The following is a 25,067-nucleotide window of genomic DNA, read 5'->3' on the forward strand; positions in this document are numbered from 1 at the left end:
CCGTTTGCGTTGCTGCCTTGAGGAAAACCAATGCTTGAACGGCTGAACCATGTCGCGCTTGCGGTGCCGGATCTGGCGGCGGCAATTGCTGCTTACCGCAATACGCTTGGCGCCGAAGTGACGGAACCGCAGGCTTTGCCGGAGCATGGCGTCACGGTGGTGTTCGTCGATGTGGGCAACACCAAGATCGAATTGCTGGAGCCGCTTGGCGAGGGCTCGCCGATCGCCGCGTTCCTGGCGAAGAACCCATCCGGCGGCATGCACCATCTCTGCTACGAGGTCGACGATATCGTGGCCGCGCGTGACCAGCTCAAGGCCGCCGGCGCCCGCGTGCTCGGCGACGGCAACCCGAAGATCGGTGCGCATGGCAAGCCGGTGCTGTTCCTGCATCCGAAGGATTTCTTCGGCACGCTGATCGAACTGGAGCAATCATGAGCTGGGTTTCGTTCACCGCGCTGTTTTTCGCGACCTGGTGGGTGGTGCTGTTCGCCGTGCTGCCGTTCAGCGTGAGGACGCAGGACGACGATCAGGACGTTACGCTGGGCACGGTGCCGAGCGCGCCGCGCGGGCCGCATATGCTGCGCGCCGTGATCCGCACGACCGTCGCGACGGCGATCCTGATGGGCATTTTCTATGGCCTGACGCACGGGCTGGGATACAGCCTCAACGACATCCCGCACATCGTACCAGATTTCGGCCAGACACCGGCGAAATAGAGCGCCCGGCAAGGCTGCTTGGAAGAGATCGGAGCGGTGCGGATGGGCTTGAAATGCCGCCACGCGCCGCCACCCTGCGCAAGCTGACGCTGGGTCATGTAAGCTGGCAACTCGCCGCGCTAACCAGATGATTGCACAAAAAAAATGCAAGGCACGAGGCCTTGCAATTAAACGCGTCCGATCTGTTTCCGGTTTCCGGCGGCAGCGAGTAACCGCGCCTAGATCGCATCCTCCCAAGACTTTGACCGCGTAGGAGAGCAGATTTGTCTCCGCCCTCTCGGTTATCGCGGGACATTAGCCTAAGCCGAATGAAAATGTCACGAAGAATTTTGCCTCGAAACAGGCATTCTCGTGCTGCACTGCACAATAGTATGGCATGCTTTGCTTTCGAAACGACCAGCAGGGTGCAAGGGAGCCTTTACGGCATGTTCTGCATTGACGCGCGCAAAGAATTGGAGGCCAAATCCGAAGTGGTTTGGCACGCTCGATTGCCAGCGCGGCCTGACCCGGAACCAAGGGATTCCGGGCCGGAAGGCGTTGAAGTGCGGCTATGGCCGGGTTTCCATTCCGCCATGAAATGGCTATGAAGCCGGGGCAAGCAAACCTGCGTCGCGCCGATTCTGGCGCGGCCGTTCTCATTCACGGACCAGTCCATGCGTTTGTCGCGCTATTTCCTGCCTATCCTGAAAGAAAATCCGCGCGAGGCCGAGATCGTCTCGCACCGGCTGATGCTGCGCGCCGGCATGATCCGCCAGCAGGGGCAGGGCAGTTTTTCCTGGCTGCCGCTCGGCAAGCGGGTGCTGGACAAGGTCTGTCAGATCATCCGCGAGGAGCAGAACCGCGCCGGCGCACTGGAAATCCTGATGCCGACCATCCAGTCGGCCGATTTGTGGCGCGAAAGCGGCCGCTATGACGATTATGGCAAGGAGATGCTGCGCATCAAGGACCGGCAGGACCGCGACATGCTCTACGGTCCGACCAATGAGGAAGTGGTCACCGAAATCGTCCGCGCCTACGTCAAGTCCTACAAGGACCTGCCGCTCAATCTCTACCACATCCAGTGGAAGTTCCGTGACGAGGTGCGGCCGCGCTTCGGCGTCATGCGCTCGCGCGAATTCCTGATGAAGGACGCCTATTCCTTCGACCTCGATTTCGAGGGCGCCAAGGCGGCCTATAACAGGATGTTCGTGTCCTATCTCAGGACCTTCACGCGCATGGGCCTGCAGGCTATCCCGATGCGGGCCGATACCGGGCCGATCGGCGGCGATCTCAGCCACGAATTCATCATACTGGCCGACACTGGCGAGAGCCAGGTCTATTGCGATCGCGATTATCTGTCGCTCCAGGTGCCCGGCGAAAACACAGACTTCGCCAATGACGGCGAGATCGCCGATATCGTCAAGACGTGGACGACGCCTTACGCCGCCACCGACGAGATGCATGACGAGGCGGCGTGGGACAAGATCGGCGAAGCCGACCGGGTCTCGGCGCGGGGCATCGAGGTCGGACACATCTTTCATTTCGGCGACAAATATTCCAAGCCCATGGGCGCCAAGGTGACCGGCCCCGACGGCAAGGATCATTTCGTCTCCGGTGGCTCCTACGGCATCGGCCCGTCGCGGCTGGTCGCGGCAATCATCGAAGCCAGCCACGACGAGAACGGCATCATCTGGCCGGAAGCCGTGGCGCCGTTCGACATCGGCGTGATCAACATGAAGGCGGGCGATGCCGACTGCGACCGCGTCTGCGACGAGCTTTATGCCGCCTTTGCCGATGCCGGCAAGGATGTGCTCTACGACGACACCGACCAGCGGCCGGGCGGCAAGTTCGCCACCGCCGACCTGATCGGCCTGCCCTGGCAGGTGATCGTCGGGCCGCGCGGCGTCGCCGCCGGCGAGGTCGAAATCAAGAATCGCAAGACCGGCGAGCGCGAGACGCTGCCGATCGCCGAGGCGAAAAAACGCTTCGGTGCCGCCGCATGAGCGAGGCGGCCGCGGCAAGATCGGCGGGCGCCGGTCCCTTTTCCGTCTTCGAACGCACGGTCGCATGGCGCTACCTGCGTTCGCGGCGCAAGGAGACGGTGATCTCGGTCATCGCCTCGATCTCCTTCCTCGGCATCATGCTGGGCGTTGCGACGCTGATCGTGGTGATGGCCGTGATGAACGGGTTCCGCGCCGAGCTGTTGACGCGGATTCTCGGCGTCAACGGCCATTTGATCGTGCAGCCGATCGATTCGCCGCTCGAGGACTACGCCCAGGTCGCAGGCCGCATCAACGGCGTGCCAGGCGTCAAATACGCCATCCCGCTGATCGACGGCCAGGTGCTGGCGCAAGGCAATGTCGGTGGCGGCACCGGCGCGCTGGTGCGCGGCATACGCAGCGAGGATCTCGGCAAGATCGCCATCGTCGCCAACAACATCAAGCAGGGTTCGCTCGCCGATTTCGACAGCGGCGAGGGCGTTGCCATAGGCAAGCGCATGGCCGAGAATCTCGGCCTGACGCTGGGCGACACCATCACGCTGATCTCGCCCGATGGCGACGTGACGCCGATCGGCACGACGCCGCGCATGAAGGGCTACAAGATCTCGGCGATCTTCGAAGTCGGCATGTCGGAATATGACACTTCCATCGTCTACATGCCGTTCTCAGAGGCGCAGCTCTATTTCAATATGGACGGGCGGGCGCAGACGATCGAGATCTATGTCGACAATCCCGATAATGTCGACGCGCTGAAACCGAAGGTGGAAGAAGCGGCACAGCGGCCGATCGACATGGTCGACTGGCGCCAGCGCAACGAGACCTTCTTTTCCGCCCTGCAGGTCGAGCGCAACGTCATGTTCATGATCCTGACGCTGATCGTGCTGGTGGCGGCCCTCAACATCATTTCCGGCCTGATCATGCTGGTGAAGGACAAGGGCCGCGACATCGCCATCCTGCGCACCATGGGCGCCTCGCGCGGCGCCATCCTGCGCATCTTCCTGATGACAGGGGCTGCGATCGGCGTCACCGGCACGCTCGCCGGCGTGCTGCTCGGGGTCGTCATCTGCACCAATATCGAATCGATCCGCCAGTTCTTCTCCTGGATGACCGGCAAGGTGCTGTTCAACCCCGAGCTCTACTTCCTCAGCCAGCTGCCGGCAAAGATGGATCCGCGCGAGACCACCTATGTCATCATCATGGCGCTTGCCCTGTCCTTCCTGGCAACGGTGTTTCCGGCATGGCGGGCAGCTCGCCTCGATCCGGTCGAAGCCTTGAGGTACGAATAATGGCCGAGGTCATTATCGAGCTGAAGAGCGTCGAGCGGCACTATGTCCAGGGGCCGCGCAAGCTCACCATCCTGAACGGCGCCGATTTTGCGCTGCGGCGCGGCGAGATGGTGGCGCTGGTGGCGCCGTCGGGCACCGGCAAGTCGACGCTGCTGCACACGGCGGGCCTGCTGGAACGCCCCGACGCCGGTGACGTCATCCTGTCCGGCCGGGCCTGCGGGCGGCTGTCCGACGATGAACGCACCTCGATACGCCGCAACGATGTCGGCTTCGTCTACCAGTTCCATCATCTGCTGCCGGAGTTTTCCGCGCTGGAAAACATCATGATGCCGCAACTGATCAAAGGGCTGAGCCGCAAGGAAGCGTCCGAGCGCGCCGCGCAACTGCTCGACTACATGCAGATCGGCAAGCGCGCATCGCACCGGCCGGCCGAGTTGTCCGGCGGCGAGCAGCAGCGCGTCGCCATCGCGCGCGCGGTCGCCAATGCGCCGCTGGTGCTGTTGGCCGACGAGCCGACCGGCAATCTCGATCCGGTCACCGCCTCCTATGTTTTCGAGGCGCTGGAGGCGCTGGTCCGCCAGTCGGGCCTCGCCGCGCTGATCGCCACCCACAATCACGAGCTGGCATCGCGTATGGACCGGCGCGTCACGCTGGCCGACGGCAAGGTGGTGCCGCTGTGAAGCTCCATTTCGTCATCCTAGGGTCTGCGCGCGTCGCTCCGCTCCTTGCTCCGCCCTAGGATGACGAAACGATGGGCGTATGAGCCAATCGCAAAGGCATGTGATCTGCCACATAGCCCTGCCTGACACCCGTCAACCTTTTCTTAACCCTGCCGATTTGATCGCTCGAAGATTCCGGCCGCGGGCGGATTCTGCTCGTTGACTTTGAAACAAAATTAGAACAAATTGCGAACATATCAACAACAGGAGAGAGTTATGACCGATCTGGTTCAGGATGTCGTCTCGCTGGTTTGCATGAGTGCGTTTCTCGTTTCCATGGCGATCTGGATCGGAGCCATGTGATTTGGCGGCTTTCGCCGCAGTTCCGGCGGGCGCAAGGCCGCCCCGCCGTTAAGCTTTTCTTGCCGCCGCGACGTTAGGGTTCTCCACCAAGGCAGGAGCAACGTCCAGGTGTCGCCCATCATCACCGCCATTCTGGTGGTCAGCAATCTCGGGCTGATCTTTCTCTTGATAACCGTGCCGCTTGGTTTGCGAACGGTCAGGTCCACCCGCGTGGTTGCCATGGACCGGCAGCGTCTCTGGCAGGCGCTGTGGCCGCTCGGCAACGATGCCGGCTGGTCCGGCCAGATCCTGTCGGCGCAGATGCTGGACGGGGAGGGCGAGGCTCGCATCATGCTGTCGTGGGAAGGCCGCGACGGCAAGCCGATCGAGCGCAGGTCGAAGCTCGAAGACGTCGTCGAAGGCAGCAGCTTCACGATGCGCGTCATCGAGGACACCGCTCTCGATGGCTCGTTCTGGAAGGATTATAGCGAAACCACGGATCTCGCTTCGGAAGGCGGCGGCACGCGGGTGACGCTCGGCCGGACCGACCGCTACCGTGGCGTCGCCTTCCTGGTGTTCCGTTATTTCGCCATGCGCCGCGAACTTTCCAAGCTGCAGCGCTGGGCGGTCACCGGGCAGTATCGCAAGGGCGGCTGGTTCGAGCATCCGCTGAGCCAGGTCGGTTTCGCCGTGCTGTCGGCACTGATCCTGTGGCCGTTCTTCGGGCTGCACCTCGGCGGGCTGGCGCTGGCCTCGATCCTGACGTCGGTCGTGGCCTTGCACGAGCTTGGCCACATGGCCGCGTTCCGGCTGATGGGCCACCGCAAGGCGCGGATGATCTTCATCCCGCTACTCGGCGGCATCGCCATTGGCGGCCGGCCTTACAACAGCCGTTTCGAGGTGGCCTTCGTGGCGCTGATGGGGGCGGGCTTTTCCGCCTTCCTGGTGCCGATCGTCATTGCCGCCAGCGTGTTTGCCGGCGGCGAGGGGCACAAGGCCGCCGCAGCGCTCCTGGCGGCGCTGGCCGGCTGTGCTGCCCTGTTCAACATCGCCAATCTGGTGCCGGTGTGGAAGTTCGATGGCGGCCAGGTGCTGCGCCAGATCTGCCCGGGGCCGATCATGCTGGCGCTGGCCTCGTTCTTCCTGCTGTCCGCGTTCCTGGCGCTCGGCCGGCAGGCCGGCTTCTCGTCAGGGTTCCTGATCGTGGCGGGAGCGGTCTTTTCGATCCTCAGCCTGCTGACGGTGGGCAGCGGGATAAAGCCGCGTCACGAACTGGAGCCGATCCGCATCGTCGACCGCTTCGCCATCGCCGGCGCGCTGCTGGCGGTGTTCGTCATCCATGGCTGCGGTGTGTTGTGGGCGTCGGCGCAGCTCATCTGAGCCGCCCCGGATTGAAAGGCTCAACCGGCCTTCCGGGCCGCTTCGACAGGCAACGCGATGGCCGGGCCGAAGACATCCTCGAAGGCGGATTTCAGCGCCAGATCGAGGTCGGCCATGCCAACGGGAAGGCCGAGGTCGACGAGGCTGGTGACGCCATGGTCCTGGACGCCGCACGGCACGATGCCGCTGAAATGGGTGAGCTCCGGCTCGACATTGATGGCGATGCCGTGAAAGCTCACCCAGCGCCGCAGCCGGATGCCGATGGCCGCGATCTTGTCTTCGGCCGGCGATCCGTCCGGCAAAGCGGGGCGGTCGGGCCGCACCACCCAGACGCCGACCCGGTCCTCGCGGCGTTCGCCGCGCACGTTGAAGGCGGCGAGGGTGCCGATGATCCACTGTTCGAGCGCCGCGACGAAGGCGCGCACATCCTCGCGGCGCCGCTTCAGGTCGAGCATCACATAGGCAACCCGCTGGCCCGGCCCATGATAGGTGTATTCGCCGCCGCGTCCTGCCGAAAAGACCGGAAAGCGGTCAGGCTCGATCAGGTCCTCGATGCGGGCGCTGGTGCCGGCGGTGTAGAGCGGCGGATGTTCGACCAGCCAGACCATCTCGCCGGCGGCACCGCTGCGGATGGCCTCGGCGCGCGCCTCCATGGAGGCAAGCGCGTCGGGATAGGCGGTGAGGCCCGGCTCGATACGCCATTCGACCGGCGCTGACCCGGGCAGGGGCAGGAATGACGTGGCGATCTGGCTGCGTTCTGTCATGGCGTGTCGCTTTTTGCCCATGCATACCATAGCCCAAGACCGCCTTGCACTTCCGGGCGACATGCATTTGCTTCCATATGGCCTCAAACGGGCAAAACGTCCAGTTCCGGCCCAGTTTTCCAATCCTGTGGACCGTTATGCCAATCGCTTGAGATTATTGCTCGCGGCGCACTTGTTTCGCCGGAAACGATTTGCTACACGCCGCGAGCCGGTCGGTTCCGGCTCCTACCACGTGCGGTCGTGGCGGAATTGGTAGACGCGCAGCGTTGAGGTCGCTGTGGGGCAACCCGTGGAAGTTCGAGTCTTCTCGACCGCACCATTTTCTCTCTCCGTTCCGGCTTGCCTCGGCGACAGTGCGCGCCAGCACGCAATGGTGCACCAATCGCCATTCGCCACGCCAGCGTCGCAAATGCCGTGACCGACGAGATCGCGCTTGCCTATAGTGCCCGGGACAACTCCATCCAGGGGCATCGCGTATGTTGGGCAATTTTCGGGCCGTGGTCGTTGGTGGCGGCTGTGTCGGCGCAGGCATTCTTTACGGCCTGGCGAAGCGTGGCTGGAGCGATGTCGCGCTGCTCGAGCGAACGCAGCTTACCGCCGGTTCGACATGGCATGCGGCGGGGCTGATACCCTCCTATGCGCGCAGCCTCAACGTCGGCCGCATGATCGCCAAGTCCATCGAGATCTATGAAGGGCTCGAAGCCGAAACCGGCCAGAAGGTCGGCTGGCACAAATGCGGCCAGCTGCGCATCGCCAACACACGCGACCGGCTCGACGAATATCGCAGCTACATGGATGTCGCCGAGGTCCAGGGGATCCGGGCGCGGATCGTATCGCCCGCCGAGGCGCGCGAGATCTGGCCGCTGCTCGACAACAACGACATGTTGGGCGCGCTCTATCATCCCGATGACGGTCATATCGCGCCCGCCGACGTGACCCAGGCCATGGCCAAGGGGGCGCGCGACCTTGGCGCCAAGATCCATCTCGGCACCGAAGTGACGGGGTTCGAGCGGCTGTCGGGCGGCGAGTGGAAGATCAGAACTTCCCGTGGCGACATGATCTGCGAACACGTCATCCTCGCCACCGGCAATTATGCGCGCCAGACCGGCGCCATGCTGGGCCTCGACATTCCGGCCATCCCGATCGTGCATCAGTACTGGATCACCGAGGCGGTGCCCGAAGTGGTGGAGCGCAAGCGGCTTGGCCTTCCGGAAATGCCGATCCTGAGGGACGAGGGCTACGAGGGTTATCTGCGCGAAGAGGGAGACGGGCTGATGTTCGGCCCCTACGAGCGCACGGAACAGCTCAAGCTGTTCGCCGAGAACGGCGTGCCGGAATGGTTCGGCGCCGACCTGCTCGATGAGGATTTCGACGCCGTCTCGTGGAACTGGGAACGGGCGAGTGCACTTGTGCCCGCGCTCGGGCGCGCCGGCATCAAGCGGAATGTGCGCGGACCTTTCCAAATGACGGCCGATGAACTGCCGCTGATGGGGCCGGCCTGGGGGCTTCAAAATGTCTGGCTCGCCGAAGGCGTGCCGGGCGGCATCCTGTGGGGCGGAGCGATCGGCCACTATCTTTCCGAGCGGATTGTCGAAGGCGGCAATAGCATCGACACGGCGGAACTGGATCCGCGGCGCTTTGGCGACCATGCCAACAAGAACTGGACGCGTGAGAAGGTGCGGGAAGCCTGGGGCACCCATGCGGCACAGCATTATCCGGGCCAGGACATGCCGGCGGCACGGCCGCAGAAGACGGCTCCTTCCTACGAGCGGCTGAGCCAGCTCGGCGCGGTGTGGGATGTGCTGAACGGCTGGGAAATGCCAAGCTGGTTCGCGCCTTCGGGTGTCGAGGCTCGCAATTCGTACAGCTGGCGCTGGACCGCCAAGGGCAACTATGTCGGCGAGGAGGTCCAGGCCGTCCGGCAAGCCGCCGGCCTGGTCGAAATGACGCCGATGACCAAGTTCGAGGTCGGCGGCCCGGGCGCCGAGCGCTGGCTCGACGGCATCCTCGCCAATCGCTTGCCGAAGCTCGGAGGCATCGTGCTCGCCCATCACCTGACGCCGACCGGCGGCGTGCAGGCCGAGTATGTGGTGGGGCGGCTGGGGAGCGAGCTGTTCTACCTCGTCTCGACACCGCGCGCCGAGCGCTGGAACCACGACGACCTAAGCCGGCTGCTGCCGAAGGACGGCAGCGTGCACCTGCGCAATGTCACCAACGATCGCGGCAGCTTCACCGTGGTCGGACCCAAAGCGCGCGACGTGCTGCAGCCGCTGACCGAGATCGATCTGTCGAACGAGGCTTTCCCTTGGTTCAGCGTGCGGTCGGCGACCGTTGGCCTGGCCAGCGACGTGCGGCTGATGCGCGTCAACTATTCGGGCGAACTCGGCTGGGAGCTTTATCATCCGCTCTGCTACCAGCGGCATTTGCTGGATGCCCTTCTGGCATCGGGACAGGCGCATGGGCTCAGGTTGGTCGGGCTGCAGGCGCTGGAATCGCTGCGTCTCGACAAGTCCTACCGCGCCATGTACCGCGACATGAACCTCGAACTCTCGGCCTGGGAAAGCGGTCTCGACCGCTTCGTGAGGCTCGACAAGGGCAACTTCATCGGCCGTGCCGCCCTGGCCACGAAGCAAAAGCAGGGCACGACGCGCCGGATCGTCACGCTGTCCATCGACACGGACGGTGCGAGCGCCTTTGCCTATGAGGGCGTCTATCGCGACGGCAAACTTGTCGGCCGCGTCACCTCGGCGGGCTACTCCTATACGTTTGGCCACGACATAGCGTTGGTGCTGCTGCCGCTGGAGCTTGGCACGCCGGGGACAACGCTGGAGGTTTCAATCCTCGGCGAGCGACGTCCGGCAAGGGTGATCGAAGACTCTCCTTATGATCCGGAAGGCGTGCGCGGGCGCATGTAGGGACCCCCAGCACGTGGCCGTCCTATAAAGGCTGTACCTTTGGTCCATTCGGCAGATCGATCGTGACAACGAGGCCGTTTGGCTCGTTGTCCTGCAACTCGATCTTGCCGCCGTGGCCCTGGATGATGTCCGCCGAAGACCTCGGCGTCCCAGTCGTTGGGATCGAGCGCTCTCAATGCTTCTTCGACCAATCCGACCAGCATGTTCAGCCCCACCGAAAAGCTGCTGGAGCGCAAGATGGCGACGGTCTTGGCGGCCTCGGCTAGTTCGGCGGCATCGAATCCGGTCGAGCCGATGACCAGGGCTGGCCCACCGCGGGCGGCACACAATCTTGCCAGCGTGTTTGAGAGCCGGCCCGCCAGAACGACAGGCTGGCAAGCCGGCCCGCCACCCGCCGTCCTGAACTGAACCGGCGTCAAGGCGCCGGCCCGCTCGGCTGTTTGGGAGAGGCCATTTGGGCGGCGCATTCAGATCGCGCCGCCTCGTGCTCCGGCAACTGCCCGCACGCCGGCTGTTCCCGAAGGTTACGCCGCCTTCTTCATCCTGGCCAGCGTATCGGCCACAACCTCGCCAAACGATGACGGCGTCGGCACGATTATCACCCCGGCCTCTTTCAGGATCTCGACCTTCTCCTGCGCCGATTCGCCGAAGGCGGAGATGATGGCGCCGGCATGGCCCATGCGGCGGCCTTTCGGGGCGGAAAGGCCGGCGATGTAGGCGATCAGGGGCTTGCGCATGTTGTCGCGCGCCCAGATCGCGGCTTCCGCCTCCTGCGGTCCGCCGATCTCGCCGATCATCACCACGGCGTCGGTCTCGTCGTCCTGCTCGAACAGCTTTAGAATGTCCTTGAAGGAGGAGCCGTTGATCGGGTCGCCGCCGATGCCGACGCTGGTCGACACACCGATGCCGAGCGCTTTCATCTGCGAGGCGGCTTCATAGCCCAGCGTGCCGGAGCGGCCGACGATGCCGATGCGGCCGGGCAGGTAGATGTTGCCGGGCATGATGCCCACCAGCGCCTGGCCTGGCGTGATGACGCCGGCGCAATTCGGCCCGATCAGCCGCATGCGGTCCTCGAAGCGGTAGCGGCGCATGTAGCGCTTGACCTGCATCATGTCCTGCGAGGGGATGCCGTCGGTGATGCAGATGCAGAGTTTTATCCCGGCGTCCGCCGCTTCCATGATCGAATCGGCGGCGAAGGGCGGCGGCACGAAGACGATGCTCGCCTCGGCGCGGGTCTCGCGCACCGCCCCCTTGACCGTGTTGAAGACGGGCAGGCCGAGATGCTTCTGGCCGCCCTTGCCGGGGGTGACGCCGCCGACGAGCTTGGTGCCATAGCGTTTCATGTCGTCGGCGTGGAAACTGCCGATCTTGCCGGTAAACCCCTGGACGATGACGCGGGTGCTGCGATTGAGCAGGATTGCCATTTTCTCGACCTCTCTCAGGCTGCTTTTTTCTTGGCGGCCGCGCGCCATGCGGCGACGGCTTTTTCGGCGGCTTCGGCCAGCGTGTCGGCGACGATCACCGCCTCGCCGGAATCGGCCAGGATGCGGCGTCCTTCCTCGGCCTTGGTGCCGGAGAGCCGCACCACCAAGGGCACGTTGACGCCGACCTCGCGGATCGCCTTGATGACGCCCTCCGCAACCCAGTCGCAGCGGTTGATGCCGGCGAAGATGTTGACCAGGATGGTCTCGACATTCTTGTCGCCGAGCACGGCGCGGAACGATTTCGCCACCCGCTCGGGCGAGGCGCCGCCGCCGATATCGAGGAAGTTGGCCGGCTCGCCGCCGGCGATCTTGATCATGTCCATCGTCGCCATGGCAAGGCCCGCGCCATTGATGATGCAGCCGATGTTGCCGTCGAGGCCGACATAGGAGAGGCCGCGATCGCTGGCGAAGGTCTCGCGCGGGTCTTCCTGGCTCTTGTCGCGCAGCTCGGAGATTTCCGGACGGCGGAACAGTGCGTTCTCGTCGAACGACATTTTTGCGTCGAGCGCGATCAGGCTGCCGTCGCGGGTCACCACCAGCGGATTGATCTCCAGCATGGAGGCGTCGTAGTCGCGAAACACCTGGTAGCAGCTGAAGATGGTCTCGGTCGCCTTGCCGATCAAATCGTGGTCGAGGCCGAGCCCGAAGGCGATCTCGCGTGCCTGGAAGCGCTGCATGCCGACGCCGGGATCGACCGATGTGCGCAGGATGGAATCGGGGGCCTTCTCGACGATGTCCTCGATCTCCATGCCCCCGGCGGCCGAGGCGACGATCATGACGCGCTCTTCCTTGCGGTCGAGGACGAAGCCGACATAGAGCTCCTGCGCGATGTCGACGGCTTCCTCGAGATAGAGCCTGGAGATCAGCTTGCCGCGTGGGCCGGTCTGCTGCGTCACCAGCTTGCGCCCAAGCATCGCTTCGGCGGCACTCGAGATCTCCTCGTCATTGGCGCACAGTTTGATGCCGCCGGCCTTGCCGCGCGCGCCGGAATGCACCTGCGCCTTCAGGACCCATTTGCCGCCGCCGATCTCGCGCGCCCGGTAGGTCGCCTGTTCGGGGCTGTAGGCCAGCCCGCCGCGCGGCACATGCACGCCGTGCCGTGCCAGCAGTTCCTTGGCCTGATATTCGTGGATGTCCATTTTTTCCTCCCTGAACAGTCAAAGTGCTGCGACGCGCGGCTCTCGTTGGGTAAGTTGGCCCGCGCGCTCGATAGCTTCGTTGACCACCAATACGTTTCTGGCCATGCGTTCCGACGCGGCGTCGATCATCTTGCCGTCGAGCGCGGCCGCTCCTTTGCCCTGCGCCTCGGCTTCCTTCAGCACTTCGAGGATGCGCCTGGCGCGCGTGACCTCTTTTTCCGGCGGCGAGAAGACGTCGTTGGCGAGTGCGATCTGCGAGGGATGGATCGCCCATTTGCCTTCGATCCCGAGTGCCGCAGCGCGCTTCGCGCCGGCGATGTAGCCTTCGGGATCGGAGAAATCGCCGAACGGCCCGTCGATGGCGCGCAGCCCATAGGCGCGGCAGGCGACCGTCATCCGCGAGAGCGCGAAATGCCACTGGTCGCCGGGATAGTCGGGGTTGAGGCCGCCGATGTTGACGGTGCGCGCCTTGCAGCTCGCCGCATAGTCGGCGACGCCGAAATGCATGGCTTCCAGCCGTCCAGGGGTCGCGGCAATCGCCTCGACATTGGCCATGCCGAGCGCGGTCTCGATCAGCGCTTCGAGGCCGACGCGAGTCTTGAAACCCTTGGCCATCTCGATCTGGTTGACCATGGCCTCTACCATGTAGAGGTCGGCCGGCACGCCGACCTTCGGCACCAAAATGGTGTCCAGCCGGTCGCCGGCCTGTTCCATCACGTCGACCACGTCGCGGTACATGTAATGCGTATCGAGGCCGTTGATGCGCACCGAAACGGTCTTGCCCTTGGCGCGCCAGTCGATGTCGTTGAGCGCCTGGATGATGTTCTTGCGGGCGCGTTCCTTATCCGGCGGCGCCACTGCGTCCTCGATGTCGAGGAAGACGAAGTCGGCGGCGCTGTTGGCCGCCTTGTCGATCATTTCCGGGCTTGAACCAGGAACCGCCAGCTCGCTGCGCTGCAGCCTCAGTTTCTTCAAATGGTTGATGGTGTGGCTCATCGTCGGCTCCCTGTCACGCCGCTTCGGCGACCGGCACCGCGGCCGAGGCGCGAAAATGCTGGATTGCGGCGCCGACGCCGGAGCCGGGCGCCAGCCGCACGCCGCAATCGAGCAGCGCCATTTCGGCCGCCGACAGCGAGGCCAGCACCATCACCTCGTTCAGCCAGCCGAGATGGCCGATGCGGAAGACCTTGCCGAACACCTTGTTGAGACCGCCGCCGAGCGAGGTCCGGTAGGTCTGGTAGGCACGCTTGACGACGTCGCCGCTGTCGATGCCTTCGGGGACGAGAATGGCGCTGACCGTGTCGGAATGCCATTTCGGCGCCTTGGCGCAGAGCTTCAGGCCCCAGGCGTCAACCGCCTTGCGTACGCCTTCGGCCAGCCGATGGTGGCGGGCGAAGACGGTGTCCAGCCCTTCCTCGGCGATCAGGTCGAGCGAGGCGCGCAGGCCGCGCAGCAGCTGCGTCGCCGGCGTGTAGGGGAAATAGCCGGCGTCGTTGGCGCGGATCATGTCCTCGAAGGAGAAGAAGCAGTGCCGGTGGGTCGCGGTTCTCGAAGCCACAAGCGCCTTCCTGCTGACCGACAGGAAGCCGAGGCCGGCGGGCAGCATGAAACCCTTCTGCGAGCCGCTGACGGCGCAGTCGACGCCCCATTCTTCCTGACGGAAGTCGATCGAGCCGATCGACGACACGCCGTCGACGAAGAGCAGGGCAGGGTGGTTTGCGTCGTCGAGCGCGGCGCGGCAGCCGGCGACGTCGCTGGTGACGCCGGTCGCGGTCTCATTCTGCGTGCAGAAGACCGCCTTGATGCGGTGCGTCTTGTCGGCCTTCAGCCTCTCCGCATAGAGTTCGAGCGGAACGCCGGTTCCCCATTCGCAGTCGATGACGTCGACCTCGAAACCCAGCCGCTCGGCCATGTCGACCCACAGATGCGAGAACTGGCCGAAGCGCGACATCAGCACGCGGTCGCCGGGGCTGAGCACATTGGTCATCGCGGCTTCCCAGGCACCCGTGCCGGAGGACGGGTAGATGAAGACGCGGCCGGTCTCGTTCTTGAACACGCGTTTGATATCCTCGAACAGCGGCAAGGTGAGATCGGGGAAGGACGCGGCGCGCATGTCCTCCATCGGCAGGTTCATCGCCTGCCGGACCTGTTCGGGAATGTTGGTCGGCCCGGGAATGAAAAGATGGGTGAAACCGGCCATGGTGCGAACTCCTCCTGATCCAGCAAAGCGGTGATGGGGAGTTTCGTTTCGACGGCCAATGCCAACAACACCTTGGCGGGTAACATCTCGCCGCGCGCGGGTGGGGTGGGCCTACCCGGTAGGCCTACCCGCTTGCCTTAGCCGAAAGGCTGCTTCTGGGTGCGCCTCTCGCGTGAATAGAGCGCGACCGCCATCGCCCGGTTGCGGACGTCGAGCTTATCGTAGAGATTCTTGAGGTGGTACTTCACCGTGTTCTCGGAAATGCCGGTCCGCGTCGCGATCTGCAGATTGGTCCAGCCGTCGGAAAGCACCGCCAGCAGCTCGCGCTCGCGGACCGTGAGCTGCGCCAGGGGCGTGTCGTTGACCTTGTTGATGTCGATGTAGGGGATGCAGATGCGTCCATGCGCGACCGCCAGGATCGTCTCGAAGATGATATGCGGATCGTCGAACTGGAAGCAGTAGCCCTGGGCCCCGAGCCGCACGCACTGCTTCAGGATGCCGATGTCATGGTCGTTTGAAAACACGGCGATGCGCACGGGGAGCTTGCTGGCCTGGATTTCGGCCAGGACATCGGCGCCGTCCATGTCGGCGAGCTTCCAGCCGATGACGGCGACGTCGAATTCGCGTGCCGTCGCCAGTTCCAGGAAATGCTTGCCGCTCTGCACCGATGCCAGGAGTTCGAAGCGCCCGTCGCATTCCAGCATTTCGCGCAGGGCCGATATGACGAGCGGATTGCGTTCGGCGACGACCACGCGAACGCGCCGGTCGCCAACTGCCTTGCTCGTTTTCCCGGGCTTGCTGTTCAAGGGCGGTTTTTGTCCTGGGCTGATCGTGCCGCAACTCGGAGGCCAGGCTTCAGGCCCGGATCCGTATCATGACAATTCTGCCGCAATCGCGCCGGGGTGCTCTTTCCCCAGCGACATCGGCTGTCGCGCCGTCTGAAGCCTGGATTCGCTGGTTTTGATGGGGATAGGCATTCCCAGGTCAGGCATCGGCGATGTGCTCGCCAGGTGGCGTGGAACAAGCGTTTCGTTTGATATTCCGTGCCTTAGGACGATAAGTTCTCGAAATCGAATCGCGTCTTCAAGCCAGATGCAACGGATTTCCGCGAAACCGGTTTTCGCTTTAAGGTTCGATGCTCTAGACCTAAGACAGAATTTTTCGGGATGGCGGGAGGCGCTGATGGAGGACAAGCAGACGACCTCCGGCAAGGCGGCTGACGACATCCACGCCGATATTTATGGCGAGGATGGCGCGGTGCTTTCGTCCTTCCTTGCCCAGATCGGGGCCGCGATCACCGACCGCGATACGCCGACGCTCAAGCACGAAGTCGACCACCTGCACCAGTCGGAACTCGGCGACCTGATCGAGGCGCTGCATCCCGAACAGCGGCGCACCCTGGTCGAGCTCCTGGGCGCCGATTTCGACTTTTCCGCGCTGACCGAGGTCGACGAGGCGATCCGCATGGAGATCGTCGATCAGCTGCCCAATGCGCAGATCGCGCAGGCGGTGCAGGAACTCGATTCCGATGACGCGGTCTACATTCTCGAAGACCTCGAGAAGGAAGACCAGGACGAGATCCTGTCGCAGCTGCCGTTCACCGAGCGGATCAGGCTGCGCCGCTCGCTCGACTATAACGAAGAGACCGCCGGGCGGCGCATGCAGACCGAGTTCGTCGCGGTGCCGCCGTTCTGGACCATCGGCCAGACCATCGACTACATGCGCGAGGACAAGAACCTTCCCGACCGCTTCAGCCAGATCTTCGTCATCGATCCGAGCTTCAAGCTGCTCGGCGCCATCGACCTCGACCAGATCCTGCGCACCAAGCGCACGGTCAAGGTCGAGGAGGTGATGCACGAGACGCGCCATGCCATCCCGGCCACCATGGACCAGGAGGAGGCGGCGCGGGAATTCGAACAGTACGATTTGCTTTCGGCCGCCGTCGTCGACGAGAACGAGCGGCTGGTCGGCGTCTTGACCATCGACGATGTCGTCGACGTCATCCAGCAGGAAGCCGAGGAAGATCTGCTGCGCATGGGCGGCGTCGGCGACGAAGAGCTGTCCGACAGCATCCTTTCGACCTCGCGCTCGCGCGTTCCCTGGCTGCTGGTCAACCTCCTGACCGCATTCCTGGCGGCTTCGGTGATCGGCCTGTTCGACCACACGATCGAGCGGATCGTGGCGCTTGCCGTGCTGATGCCGATCGTGGCCGGCATGGGCGGCAATGCCGGCTCGCAGACCATGACCGTCACCGTGCGGGCACTAGCGACCAGGGACCTCGACATCTACAATGCCGGCCGCATCATCCGCCGCGAAATGGGGGTGGGCTTCATCAACGGCATCGTTTTCGCCATCCTGATCGGCATCGTCGCGGCCGCCTGGTTCCACGATGCCAATCTGGGCGGCATCATCGCGGCGGCGATGATCATCAACATGTTCGTCGCCGCACTCGCCGGCATCCTGATCCCGCTGCTGCTCGACCGATTCAAGATCGATCCGGCGGTGGCGTCGGCGGTGTTCGTCACCACCGTCACCGATGTCGTTGGTTTTTTTGCCTTCCTCGGCCTTGCGAGTTGGTGGTTCGGGGTCCGGTGATCGAGCTCAATTGACTTTTACGTAAATGCCGTGCGAGGCTCGCGCGGGGTGCCGTGTCGATTCCGGCGCGGCAAGGGTTTTGGTTTGGGACGAAAGGCGACGCACGGCGATCGCCAGGGTTTCCGGCGTGTGGGAGTGACGATGCGGGAATATTATTCGATCACCGAACTGACCCGCGAATTCGACGTGTCGACGCGGACACTGCGTTTCTATGAAGATGAGGGGCTGGTGCAGCCGGTGCGGCGTGGCCGCACGCGGCTGTTTCGTCCCTCCGACCGCCACCTCATCCGGCAGATCATGCGCGGAAAAAGGCTCGGCTTCTCGATCAACGAGATCCGCGAAATCATCCAGATGTACAAGGAGCCGCCGGGCGAGGTCGGGCAACTCAAGCTGATGATCAAGCGGATCGAGGAAAAGCGCGAGGATCTGCGCCAGAAGCGCCGCGATCTCGAGGAGACGCTGGCAGAACTCGACCAGGCCGAGGAGTCCTGCGTCGAGCGCCTGGTGGAACTTGGGGTGAATACCTGAGGGGCCAGATTCTATCGCGCGTTTGAGCGACAAACGTTCGTGACTGGCCGGAGCGTTTCGAACTTCGTCATCCTAGGGGGCGGAACAGGGAGCGAAGCTCCGTCGCGGAAACCTAGGATCCATGCCGTTACCTCCGTCGTTGAGTGCAGCGGAGCAGAATTCTGCACTGTAGCGACGCTCAGGTGTCGCGGCATGGATCCTCGGGTCTGCGCTGCGTCGCTGCGCTCCTTGCTCCGCCCGTGGATGACGACGGGATAGGCGTTCGGCCAATCGCCGAGGTATGCCGCCCCACCGGCCAAGAGCTGTCAAAATCTCTGCGCCGCGGAATACAGGCCCCGGCTCAGATCCAGCGCCGCACTCTCTTTGCGTAATCCCGGTATTTCTTGCCGAACTTCGCGGCCAGCACCTTTTCCTCGCCCTCGATGGCGACCTTCTGCGTGGCGAAAGCCGCGATGAACGCCATCGGCAGAAACCAGACGATGCCTGTGACGAAGGCGACGCCGATCAACAGCAGCGTGTTGGCCAGATACATCGGGTTGCGGGTGATGCCGAAGGGGCCTGACGTGACGAGATGGTCGGGCACCGCGTTGGGATTGAGCGTCGTCTTGGCCCGGACCATCGTGCGGATCGCCGTGAACCAGAGTGCCGCGACGCCGAACAGCGCCACCCAGCCGGCGGCGAACAGGATGTCGCCCAGGAGGTCGCCGATCCAGGGCAGGGGATAGAGCATGCCGAGAATGATGCTGATGGCGATGGCGGCGGTGTAGATCACCGGCGGCCACGGTATCCTCCCTGGCTTCGGTTGGGCGTCGGTCATTGCTGTCCCCCCTCGGTCATCTTGTCGTCGGTCTGGGCGGTGCAGGTGCCGGCCAGATCGCCCAGATGTGCCTTCCATTGCGCAGTCTGATCGTTGTTGTAGAGCCGATCAAGCGAGGATTCGCCCTCCAGCGTGTCGAGCATGCAGCCACAATAGCTCGAACAGAACTTGGCGTCGCGCGACTGCTCGCACGAGATCTGGCAGGTCTTCAGGAAATTCACCTGCGGGGTTTCGACCTTGGCTGGCATCACCTGCGAGAACAGCCAGACGCAACCGATCAGCAGCGGTTGGTGGATCAGGTAGAAGGCGAGGCTGTGTCGGCCGATGAAGACCAGCGGATTGGCCCAGCGGCCGGCCGTCAGGCTTGCCAAGCGCGCCCGTATGCCGGAAGCGGAGGCAAGTTTCGCGACGCCGATGCCGACAAGCACCGCGCCGAACCATGGAAACAGCGGCACATAGTCGTTGGAACGAGGATTGATCGCCGACAGGCCTATCCACCACAGCCAGGGATGATCCAAGGCCTCGAAGCGCTGATAGACCGGCGCCGCGATAACCAGTGCCGCCACAAGCAGGGTCAGCAACGCCGGCAGGCGCAGGAAGGCGAGGCCGAGCAGGCTGGCGAGCGCGATCTCGTGCAGGATGCCGAAAAAGATGAAGCCGTCCGGCGTCGCGATGCGGGTGACGATCGAGATGGCGACCGCGGCGCCGGCAACCATGGCGAACCGCTTCCAGAAGCCGTTCCAGCGGATTTGCCGGCCATGGGCAAGGTACAGGCTGACGCCGACCAGGAACAGGAAGGTCGAAGCGATGCAGCGGGCGTAGATCTTCCACCAGCCGAAGGCTGTGAGGCCGGGGTCGGTGTAGCCGAAGAACTCCAGATCCCAGGTGAAGTGGTAGCTCGCCATGGCGAGCAGCGCGATGCCGCGCAGGATGTCGATGGCGACGATGCGTTTTGGCTGATTCTGGACGGGTGCGGTCGGCGTGTCGATGGTCATGGTCTCGCGATCTGATTCAGCCCCGCCTTGAGGACTAACACGGTTGGCGGGGACAGAAGAAGACCGGGTTCCTCGGCACGGCGCCGCGTGGGCGCAGGCCATGTCGGATGCCGCTTTGGGCCAGCGCCGGAAAGGCTTTGACCAACTCGCTTTTCGCCGCCTGCGCGTCGGTTTCCTCTTAATGGCCCGGAAACGGCCAAGGCAGATTTGACCGGTGATTCTGCTTTGGGGAAGCAATGTCGACCCATGTGCGCCATCCGATCTGGCTCCCGGCCCTCAAGGCCGCGGACGCGCGCACCTTCGCCTCGCTCTACGCAGTCGAATCCTTTGCGCGCGCCACGGTGTCCAGCGTCATTCCGATCCAGGCCTATGAGATACTGCACAACGAGCAGATGGTCTCCATCCTCTACACCATCGTGGCGCTGCTCGGCCTGTCGGTGACCCTGTTCATGCCGATGCTGATCCGCCGCTTTGCGCGGCGCTGGGTCTATACCGCAGGAGCTTGCCTGCTCGCCATCGGCTCGCTGTTCTTCGTCACCCACACGCTTGCCGGACAATTGGCGGGGATGCTGTGCCGGGTGATGGGCGCCAGCGCGCTGTCGATCACGCTCAACCTCTACATCATGGATCACATCCGCAAGACAGACTTCATGCAGGCCGAATCGCTGCGCATGGCGTGGTCGATGTTTGCCTGGACCGGCGGGCCGACGCTCGGCATTTTCCTCTACGCGCATTTCGGCATCTATGCCGCGCATGGCGCGGTGGCGGTGTTCGCCGTGGCCTTGCTGGCGCTGTTCTGGTTCTATCGGCTGGGTGACAACCAGTCGATCCAGCCGGGCAAGACACGACCGGTCAATCCGCTCGCCAATATCGGCCGCTTCGTCGCGCAGCCGAGGCTGAGGCTAGCGTGGCTGATTGCCTTCGGACGTTCCTGCTTCTGGACTACGTTCTTCGTCTACGGCCCGCTGTTCATGGTCATCACCGGGCAGGGCGATATCGCTGGCGGTCTGCTGGTCTCAGCCGGCAACGCGCTGTTGTTCATGGCCATCTTCTGGGGCAAGGCCGGAAAACGTTTTGGCGGCCGGCGCACCATGACGTTTGCCTATTTCGCCATGTCGGCAATGCTGCTGGCCGCGGGCACAGTGGGAGCGACGGCGCCGCTGCTGACCGGCGCTTTCCTGCTTGGCGGCGCGTTCTTCACGATTGCGCTGGATGCATTGGGCTCGACCGCCTTCATGCGCTCGGTACGCTCCTACGAAAGGGCGCAGATGGCGGCGGTCTACCGCACCTATCTCGATTTTTCCGAGCTGACGCCGCCGCTGGTCTATTCCGTGGTGCTGATCTTCTTCGGGCTCGGCTCGGTGTTCGTCACGCTGAGCTTGCTGGCCGCGGTTTGCGGCTTCGTGACCTGGCGTTATCTGCCGAAGTCACTGTGACGGTCACGGCGAAAGCGCCGTGTGGCGCTCGCGCACCCATTTGTGGAAGCGGTGCAGATCATATTCCTCGGGCATCAGCACGCCGGCTTTGTGGCGCATGGAGCGCAGCCCTTTCTGGTTGACCTCGCAGATCGCCGCGTCCTCCTCCAGCACCTGCGTGCCGAAGGCGACTATGTTGTCGATGTCGGCCGACGGGTCGCCGAGCGCTCCGGGCGCGAACAGCCATTCCGCGACAAGACCGGTCTGTTCGGGACCGAGCGGCACCAGCCGCACGGTCCGGACATAGTCGACGTGACCGACGATGAACATCGAGGGCAGGCTGGTGGCGTAGGTCTGGCCGGCGGCGCGCTCGGCCGGCGTCAAGCCTGCGAAGACCGGTGCATGGGTCTTGCCGTCGCGCGACCAGGTTTCGGCGCCGACGCGCAGGCCACCGGAAAATTCCGGCGCGTCATTGTCGGCGTGGCGCACCCATTCGGGGTCATCATGCCGGCTCATCAGGCCGCGGCCATAGATCGGCACAAGCCGCGACAGGTCCTTGTGAACGCCGGGGCAGTGCAGGCATTCGTTGAAGTTTTCCCAAAAAATCTTCCAGTTGCAGTTCATCACCTTGCGCAGCACATGGCCTGATACAAGCGTTTCCAGCGGCCAATTGCCGAGATCGCCGGAGGCGGGATCGAAGGAGGCCTGCGCCGAGCCCGCCGCGCCCTCCTGCAAATTCGCGTCCTCCTGCAAATTCGCGTCCTCTTGCAAATTGAAGAACACGAAGCCGCGCCACACCGAGAGCGCGACGCGATAGAGCGGATGGTCGGCCTTGTCGAAGCCTTCGGGCAGCGATTTCGATGGCACGTGCACGAGGTCGCCGCGCAGCGAATAGGACCAGGCATGATAGGGGCAAGTGATCAGCCGCGCCTTCAGCCGGCCTTCGCTTTCCTGGCACAGCTGCGAGCCGCGATGCCGGCAGGTGTTGTGGAAGGCGCGCAGTTCGCCGGTCTCGTCGCGCAGCACGACGATTTCCTGCGTGCCGACGCGGAAGGTGCGGAAAGCCAGCGGTTGGGCGAGATCGGCTTCCCGGCAGACGAGCAGCCAGCGTCGATACCAGATCGCATCGAAGTCGCGCTGATAGCTCTCGTCGTCCCAATAGTCCGATGACGGCAACGTCGCTTCAGCCCGGGTCAGGCCGTTGTAGCGATCGCGGTCGCTGGCATTGGGCTGCAGGGCTGGGGGCTGCATGGCTGGCTTCCTGTGAAGTGGCCAGCCGACACCCGGCCGGGATAATTGTCAATTGTAGTGCCGAGAACGGCCGATGCCGCCGGCATGGCGCAATCGCGCTGGTTGCCGGCGGAATTTGGTTTGCCGCGTGTCGTGATTTTCCGTATAGTCACGCTGTCGTCGGTTCCGTTTTGGAGCCAAGAGGGAATGCGGTGCGGGCTCAATTGTTGCCCAATGCCGTGGCTGCCCCCGCAACTGTGTGCGGTAGTCCTCTCCATATGCCACTGAAGATTTTTCTTCGGGAAGGTGGAGAAGGGCGCTGATCCGCGAGCCAGGAGACCTGCCGGCGACAGGAAACTGACTTCGATGCCCTCGGGTGGAGGGTGAAAGGACAAGACATGAATACTGCTTCCGTCTCCCTCGGCGCCTCGGTCTCCTCGCAGTCGCGCTTCATGCAGCTCGCGCTAGCCGCGCTGCTCGGCATCTTCGTCGTCGGCTTTGTCGGCTTCTCGCATATCGATGCGGTCCACAATGCCGCCCACGACTATCGTCATTCGATGGGGTTTCCCTGCCACTGACGAGGATTTGACATCATGAACCTGTTTCGCAACGTCGTGTTCATCGCGGCGATCGCAGGGCTTGTGGCCGGCGTCGTTCTCGCCTGCATGCAGGCCTATGCCACCGTGCCGCTTATCCTCAAGGCCGAAGTCTACGAGCAGGCCGGTGGCGGCCACCATCATGACCAGGCCGCGCCCATTGCCGCGGATACCAATGCCATGAGCACCGCCGCACCGGCGGGACATGCCATGAGCTCCGCCGCGCCGGCGCCGGCCGAAGCCGCCGCTCCGGCGGAAGACGAAGGCTGGGCGCCGGCCGATGGTTTCGAGCGTTTCGGCTTCAGCGTGCTTGCCAACATCGTCACCGGCATCGGCTTCGCGCTGGTCCTGGTCGCGGTCTCGGAATTCGCGGGCGGCATCGGCAATTGGCGCCAGGGTGTGTTCTGGGGCCTGGCAGGGTTTGCCGTGTTCACGCTGGCACCTGGCCTCGGCCTGCCGCCGGAACTGCCGGCGATGCCGGCGGCCGAGTTGCTGCCGCGCCAGATTTGGTGGGTCTCGACGGTGGCGGCCACGGCGATCGGTCTTGGGCTGATCGCCTTCCGCAAATCGCTGCCGCTCGCGATCCTTGGCGTGGTTTTGATCGTCGCCCCGCATATGGTCGGCGCGCCGCAGCCAGACAGTTTCGAGACGCCGATTCCCGAGGGCCTGCACCACCAATTCGTGGTGGCGGTGACCGTGACCGATCTGGTGTTCTGGCTGGTGCTCGGCGCGGTCGTCGGCGTGGTGCGCGGCCGCTTCACGGGCGCTGCGAGCAGCCTGCGCGACAGCTTTGCCTGATCGCGGCAAGCTGACTTTCATCATTGGTGGCGCGCGCTCCGGCAAGAGCGCGCACGCCGAGACCCTGGCGACGGCGTTGCCCTCGCCATGGACCTATATCGCCACGGCTGAAGCCTATGACGACGAGATGCGCGAGCGCATCGCGCTGCACCGCTCGCGGCGCGGCGAGGGCTGGTCGACCATCGATGCGCCGCTGGACCTCGCCGGCGCGCTCGAGGCCTTGCCGGACAATCAGCCGGTGCTCGTCGACTGCCTCACCCTGTGGCTGACCAATCACATGCTTGGCGAACGTGATCTCGAGCAGGAATGCGAGCGGCTGGCGGCCGTGCTGTCGCGGCCGCGCGGGTCCTGGTTCGTGGTGTCCAACGAAGTCGGGCAAGGCATCGTGCCGGACAATGCCCTGGCACGTCGGTTCCGCGATGCCGCCGGCCGGCTCAACCAGCAGGTCGCGGCGATTGCCGATACGGTGCTTTTGATGGTGGCCGGGCTGCCGCTCAAGGTGAAGTGAGATGACTGATATAGACGGCAAGGCCAGTGAGAACAGGGATGAAGAGCGCCACCGCGCCAAGATGGCCAAGCGCAAGGCGGTGCAGGACGCCGAGGTTGCGAGCAAGACGGTCGAGAAGGGCCTGCTGATCGTCAACACCGGCCCCGGCAAGGGCAAGACCACGGCTGCGTTCGGCCTGGCGCTGCGGATGCTCGGCTATGGCAAGCGGGTCGGCGTCGTCCAGTTCATCAAGGGCAAATGGCACACCGGTGAGAAAGATGCGTTTGCCGCGTTCGGCGACCGCGTCGTCTGGCACGCGATGGGCGAGGGTTTCACCTGGGAGACGCAGGATTTGAAGCGCGATATCGCGGCGGCCGAGGCCGCCTGGGCCAAGGCGCTTGAATTGATCGCCGATCCGTCGATCAGTCTCGTCGTGCTCGACGAGCTCAACATCGCTCTGCGCTACGATTATCTCGATCTCGACAAGGTGGTTGCCGCGCTGAAGGCTCGTCGCGAGGACCTGCATGTCGTCGTCACCGGCCGCAACGCCAAACCGGCGCTGGTTGAAGCGGCCGATTTGGTCACCGAGATGGGTGTGACCAAGCACCATTTTTCCGCGGGCGTGAAGGCGCAGCAGGGGATCGAGTTCTGACCGTTCCTTACCCTCCCCCTTGTGGGGAGGGTCGATCCGCGAAGCGGAACGGGGTGGGGGCCTTGGCGCCGCCCCCACCCCGTCGCTGCG

23 protein-coding genes, 1 tRNA gene, 1 pseudogene and 1 riboswitch are annotated in these 25,067 nt (G+C 64.1%); of the genes and pseudogenes, 15 read left to right on the forward strand and 10 right to left on the reverse strand.

Features of this window, described 5'->3' with window-relative positions; genetic code table 11:
* The first annotated feature begins 30 nt into the window (after positions 1-30).
* The 6 genes from mce to AC0NIH_RS17240 all read left to right on the forward strand — a co-directional run bounded on the left by mce (position 31) and on the right by AC0NIH_RS17240 (position 6,362).
* Entirely contained in the window at positions 31-435 is a 405-nt protein-coding gene (gene mce / locus AC0NIH_RS17215) for a methylmalonyl-CoA epimerase (RefSeq protein ID WP_473461867.1), read from the forward strand.
* Positions 432-716, forward strand: coding sequence for a DUF1467 family protein (locus AC0NIH_RS17220; RefSeq protein WP_352708571.1), 285 nt, complete (start codon positions 432-434; stop codon positions 714-716). The genes mce and AC0NIH_RS17220 overlap by 4 nt, the downstream gene beginning before the upstream one ends.
* 653 nt (positions 717-1,369) lie before the next feature.
* Entirely contained in the window at positions 1,370-2,698 is a 1,329-nt protein-coding gene (gene proS, locus AC0NIH_RS17225; protein WP_287272525.1) for a proline--tRNA ligase, read from the forward strand.
* Complete coding sequence (locus tag AC0NIH_RS17230) at positions 2,695-3,981, forward strand: lipoprotein-releasing ABC transporter permease subunit (protein ID WP_023763326.1); 1,287 nt, start codon at positions 2,695-2,697, stop codon at positions 3,979-3,981. Before proS ends, AC0NIH_RS17230 begins: the two co-directional genes overlap by 4 nt.
* Positions 3,978-4,661 (forward strand): ABC transporter ATP-binding protein, encoded by a 684-nt coding sequence (locus AC0NIH_RS17235; protein ID WP_023763668.1) that lies wholly within the window; start codon positions 3,978-3,980, stop codon positions 4,659-4,661. The genes AC0NIH_RS17230 and AC0NIH_RS17235 overlap by 4 nt, the downstream gene beginning before the upstream one ends.
* Positions 4,662-5,111: 450 nt before the next feature.
* Complete coding sequence (locus AC0NIH_RS17240; RefSeq protein ID WP_473461864.1) at positions 5,112-6,362, forward strand: site-2 protease family protein; 1,251 nt, start codon at positions 5,112-5,114, stop codon at positions 6,360-6,362.
* A 20-nt stretch (positions 6,363-6,382) separates the two neighbouring features.
* Here the strand turns inward: AC0NIH_RS17240 and lipB are convergent, their stop codons facing one another.
* A complete protein-coding gene (gene lipB / locus AC0NIH_RS17245) occupies positions 6,383-7,126 on the reverse strand; it encodes a lipoyl(octanoyl) transferase LipB (protein WP_473461862.1) in 744 nt (247 codons plus the stop codon).
* 234 nt (positions 7,127-7,360) lie between these two features.
* Here lipB and AC0NIH_RS17250 point away from each other — a divergent pair.
* Both AC0NIH_RS17250 and AC0NIH_RS17255 read left to right on the forward strand, forming a co-directional pair.
* A tRNA-Leu gene (locus AC0NIH_RS17250) sits at positions 7,361-7,445 on the forward strand.
* A 157-nt stretch (positions 7,446-7,602) separates the two neighbouring features.
* Entirely contained in the window at positions 7,603-10,041 is a 2,439-nt protein-coding gene (locus AC0NIH_RS17255; protein ID WP_473461859.1) for a GcvT family protein, read from the forward strand.
* Between the two features lie 122 nt (positions 10,042-10,163).
* Here the strand turns inward: AC0NIH_RS17255 and AC0NIH_RS17260 are convergent.
* The 6 genes and pseudogenes from AC0NIH_RS17260 to AC0NIH_RS17285 all read right to left on the reverse strand — a co-directional run.
* Positions 10,164-10,388: pseudogene (locus AC0NIH_RS17260) on the reverse strand (4-hydroxy-tetrahydrodipicolinate reductase); the annotation flags it as partial.
* 177 nt (positions 10,389-10,565) lie between these two features.
* Entirely contained in the window at positions 10,566-11,465 is a 900-nt protein-coding gene (sucD, locus tag AC0NIH_RS17265; RefSeq protein WP_473461857.1) for a succinate--CoA ligase subunit alpha, read from the reverse strand.
* A gap of 14 nt (positions 11,466-11,479) precedes the next feature.
* Positions 11,480-12,664: a malate--CoA ligase subunit beta gene (locus AC0NIH_RS17270; RefSeq protein ID WP_473461855.1), complete on the reverse strand. Its 1,185-nt coding sequence runs from the start codon at positions 12,662-12,664 to the stop codon at positions 11,480-11,482.
* Between the two features lie 18 nt (positions 12,665-12,682).
* Positions 12,683-13,660, reverse strand: a complete 978-nt coding sequence (locus AC0NIH_RS17275) for an HpcH/HpaI aldolase/citrate lyase family protein (protein ID WP_473461853.1) — start codon at positions 13,658-13,660, stop codon at positions 12,683-12,685.
* 13 nt (positions 13,661-13,673) lie between these two features.
* On the reverse strand, positions 13,674-14,864 hold the full coding sequence (locus tag AC0NIH_RS17280; RefSeq protein ID WP_473461850.1) for an aminotransferase class V-fold PLP-dependent enzyme: 1,191 nt from the start codon (positions 14,862-14,864) through the stop codon (positions 13,674-13,676).
* Positions 14,865-15,001: 137 nt separating this feature from the next.
* Positions 15,002-15,670: a LuxR C-terminal-related transcriptional regulator gene (locus AC0NIH_RS17285; RefSeq protein WP_023779197.1), complete on the reverse strand. Its 669-nt coding sequence runs from the start codon at positions 15,668-15,670 to the stop codon at positions 15,002-15,004.
* A gap of 376 nt (positions 15,671-16,046) precedes the next feature.
* Between AC0NIH_RS17285 and mgtE the strand changes: the two genes are divergently transcribed.
* Together mgtE and AC0NIH_RS17295 are read left to right on the forward strand one after the other, a co-directional pair.
* Positions 16,047-17,459: a magnesium transporter gene (mgtE, locus tag AC0NIH_RS17290; protein ID WP_473461848.1), complete on the forward strand. Its 1,413-nt coding sequence runs from the start codon at positions 16,047-16,049 to the stop codon at positions 17,457-17,459.
* Positions 17,460-17,600: 141 nt separating this feature from the next.
* Positions 17,601-17,987, forward strand: a complete 387-nt coding sequence (locus tag AC0NIH_RS17295; RefSeq protein ID WP_006203215.1) for a MerR family transcriptional regulator — start codon at positions 17,601-17,603, stop codon at positions 17,985-17,987.
* Between the two features lie 340 nt (positions 17,988-18,327).
* Here the strand turns inward: AC0NIH_RS17295 and AC0NIH_RS17300 are convergent, their stop codons facing one another.
* Together AC0NIH_RS17300 and AC0NIH_RS17305 are read right to left on the reverse strand one after the other, a co-directional pair.
* A complete protein-coding gene (locus AC0NIH_RS17300; RefSeq protein WP_473461843.1) occupies positions 18,328-18,804 on the reverse strand; it encodes a methyltransferase family protein in 477 nt (158 codons plus the stop codon).
* Positions 18,801-19,799 carry a heparan-alpha-glucosaminide N-acetyltransferase gene (locus AC0NIH_RS17305; RefSeq protein WP_287272516.1) on the reverse strand — a complete coding sequence of 333 codons (999 nt, stop codon included), beginning with the start codon at positions 19,797-19,799 and terminating at the stop codon, positions 18,801-18,803. Before AC0NIH_RS17305 ends, AC0NIH_RS17300 begins: the two co-directional genes overlap by 4 nt.
* Positions 19,800-20,035: 236 nt before the next feature.
* Between AC0NIH_RS17305 and AC0NIH_RS17310 the strand changes: the two genes are divergently transcribed.
* The gene (locus AC0NIH_RS17310; protein ID WP_473461841.1) at positions 20,036-21,235 is read left to right on the forward strand and encodes an MFS transporter; all 1,200 of its coding nucleotides are present in this window, start codon (positions 20,036-20,038) and stop codon (positions 21,233-21,235) included.
* A gap of 3 nt (positions 21,236-21,238) precedes the next feature.
* Here the strand turns inward: AC0NIH_RS17310 and AC0NIH_RS17315 are convergent, their stop codons facing one another.
* Complete coding sequence (locus AC0NIH_RS17315) at positions 21,239-22,465, reverse strand: aromatic ring-hydroxylating oxygenase subunit alpha (protein WP_473461839.1); 1,227 nt, start codon at positions 22,463-22,465, stop codon at positions 21,239-21,241.
* 143 nt (positions 22,466-22,608) lie between these two features.
* Positions 22,609-22,806, forward strand: a riboswitch (cobalamin riboswitch).
* 36 nt (positions 22,807-22,842) lie between these two features.
* Here AC0NIH_RS17315 and AC0NIH_RS17320 point away from each other — a divergent pair.
* The 4 genes from AC0NIH_RS17320 to cobO are packed head-to-tail and all read left to right on the forward strand — an operon-like array spanning position 22,843 to position 24,977.
* Positions 22,843-23,022 (forward strand): CbtB domain-containing protein, encoded by a 180-nt coding sequence (locus tag AC0NIH_RS17320; RefSeq protein WP_023779202.1) that lies wholly within the window; start codon positions 22,843-22,845, stop codon positions 23,020-23,022.
* Between the two features lie 15 nt (positions 23,023-23,037).
* Positions 23,038-23,838 carry a CbtA family protein gene (locus tag AC0NIH_RS17325; RefSeq protein ID WP_473461836.1) on the forward strand — a complete coding sequence of 267 codons (801 nt, stop codon included), beginning with the start codon at positions 23,038-23,040 and terminating at the stop codon, positions 23,836-23,838.
* Complete coding sequence (cobU, locus tag AC0NIH_RS17330; protein WP_473461833.1) at positions 23,831-24,346, forward strand: bifunctional adenosylcobinamide kinase/adenosylcobinamide-phosphate guanylyltransferase; 516 nt, start codon at positions 23,831-23,833, stop codon at positions 24,344-24,346. Before AC0NIH_RS17325 ends, cobU begins: the two co-directional genes overlap by 8 nt.
* Before the next feature lies 1 nt (position 24,347).
* Entirely contained in the window at positions 24,348-24,977 is a 630-nt protein-coding gene (gene cobO, locus AC0NIH_RS17335; protein ID WP_023763345.1) for a cob(I)yrinic acid a,c-diamide adenosyltransferase, read from the forward strand.
* The last annotated feature ends 90 nt before the right edge of the window (positions 24,978-25,067 follow it).

The organism is Mesorhizobium sp. WSM1386, from assembly GCF_055901595.1.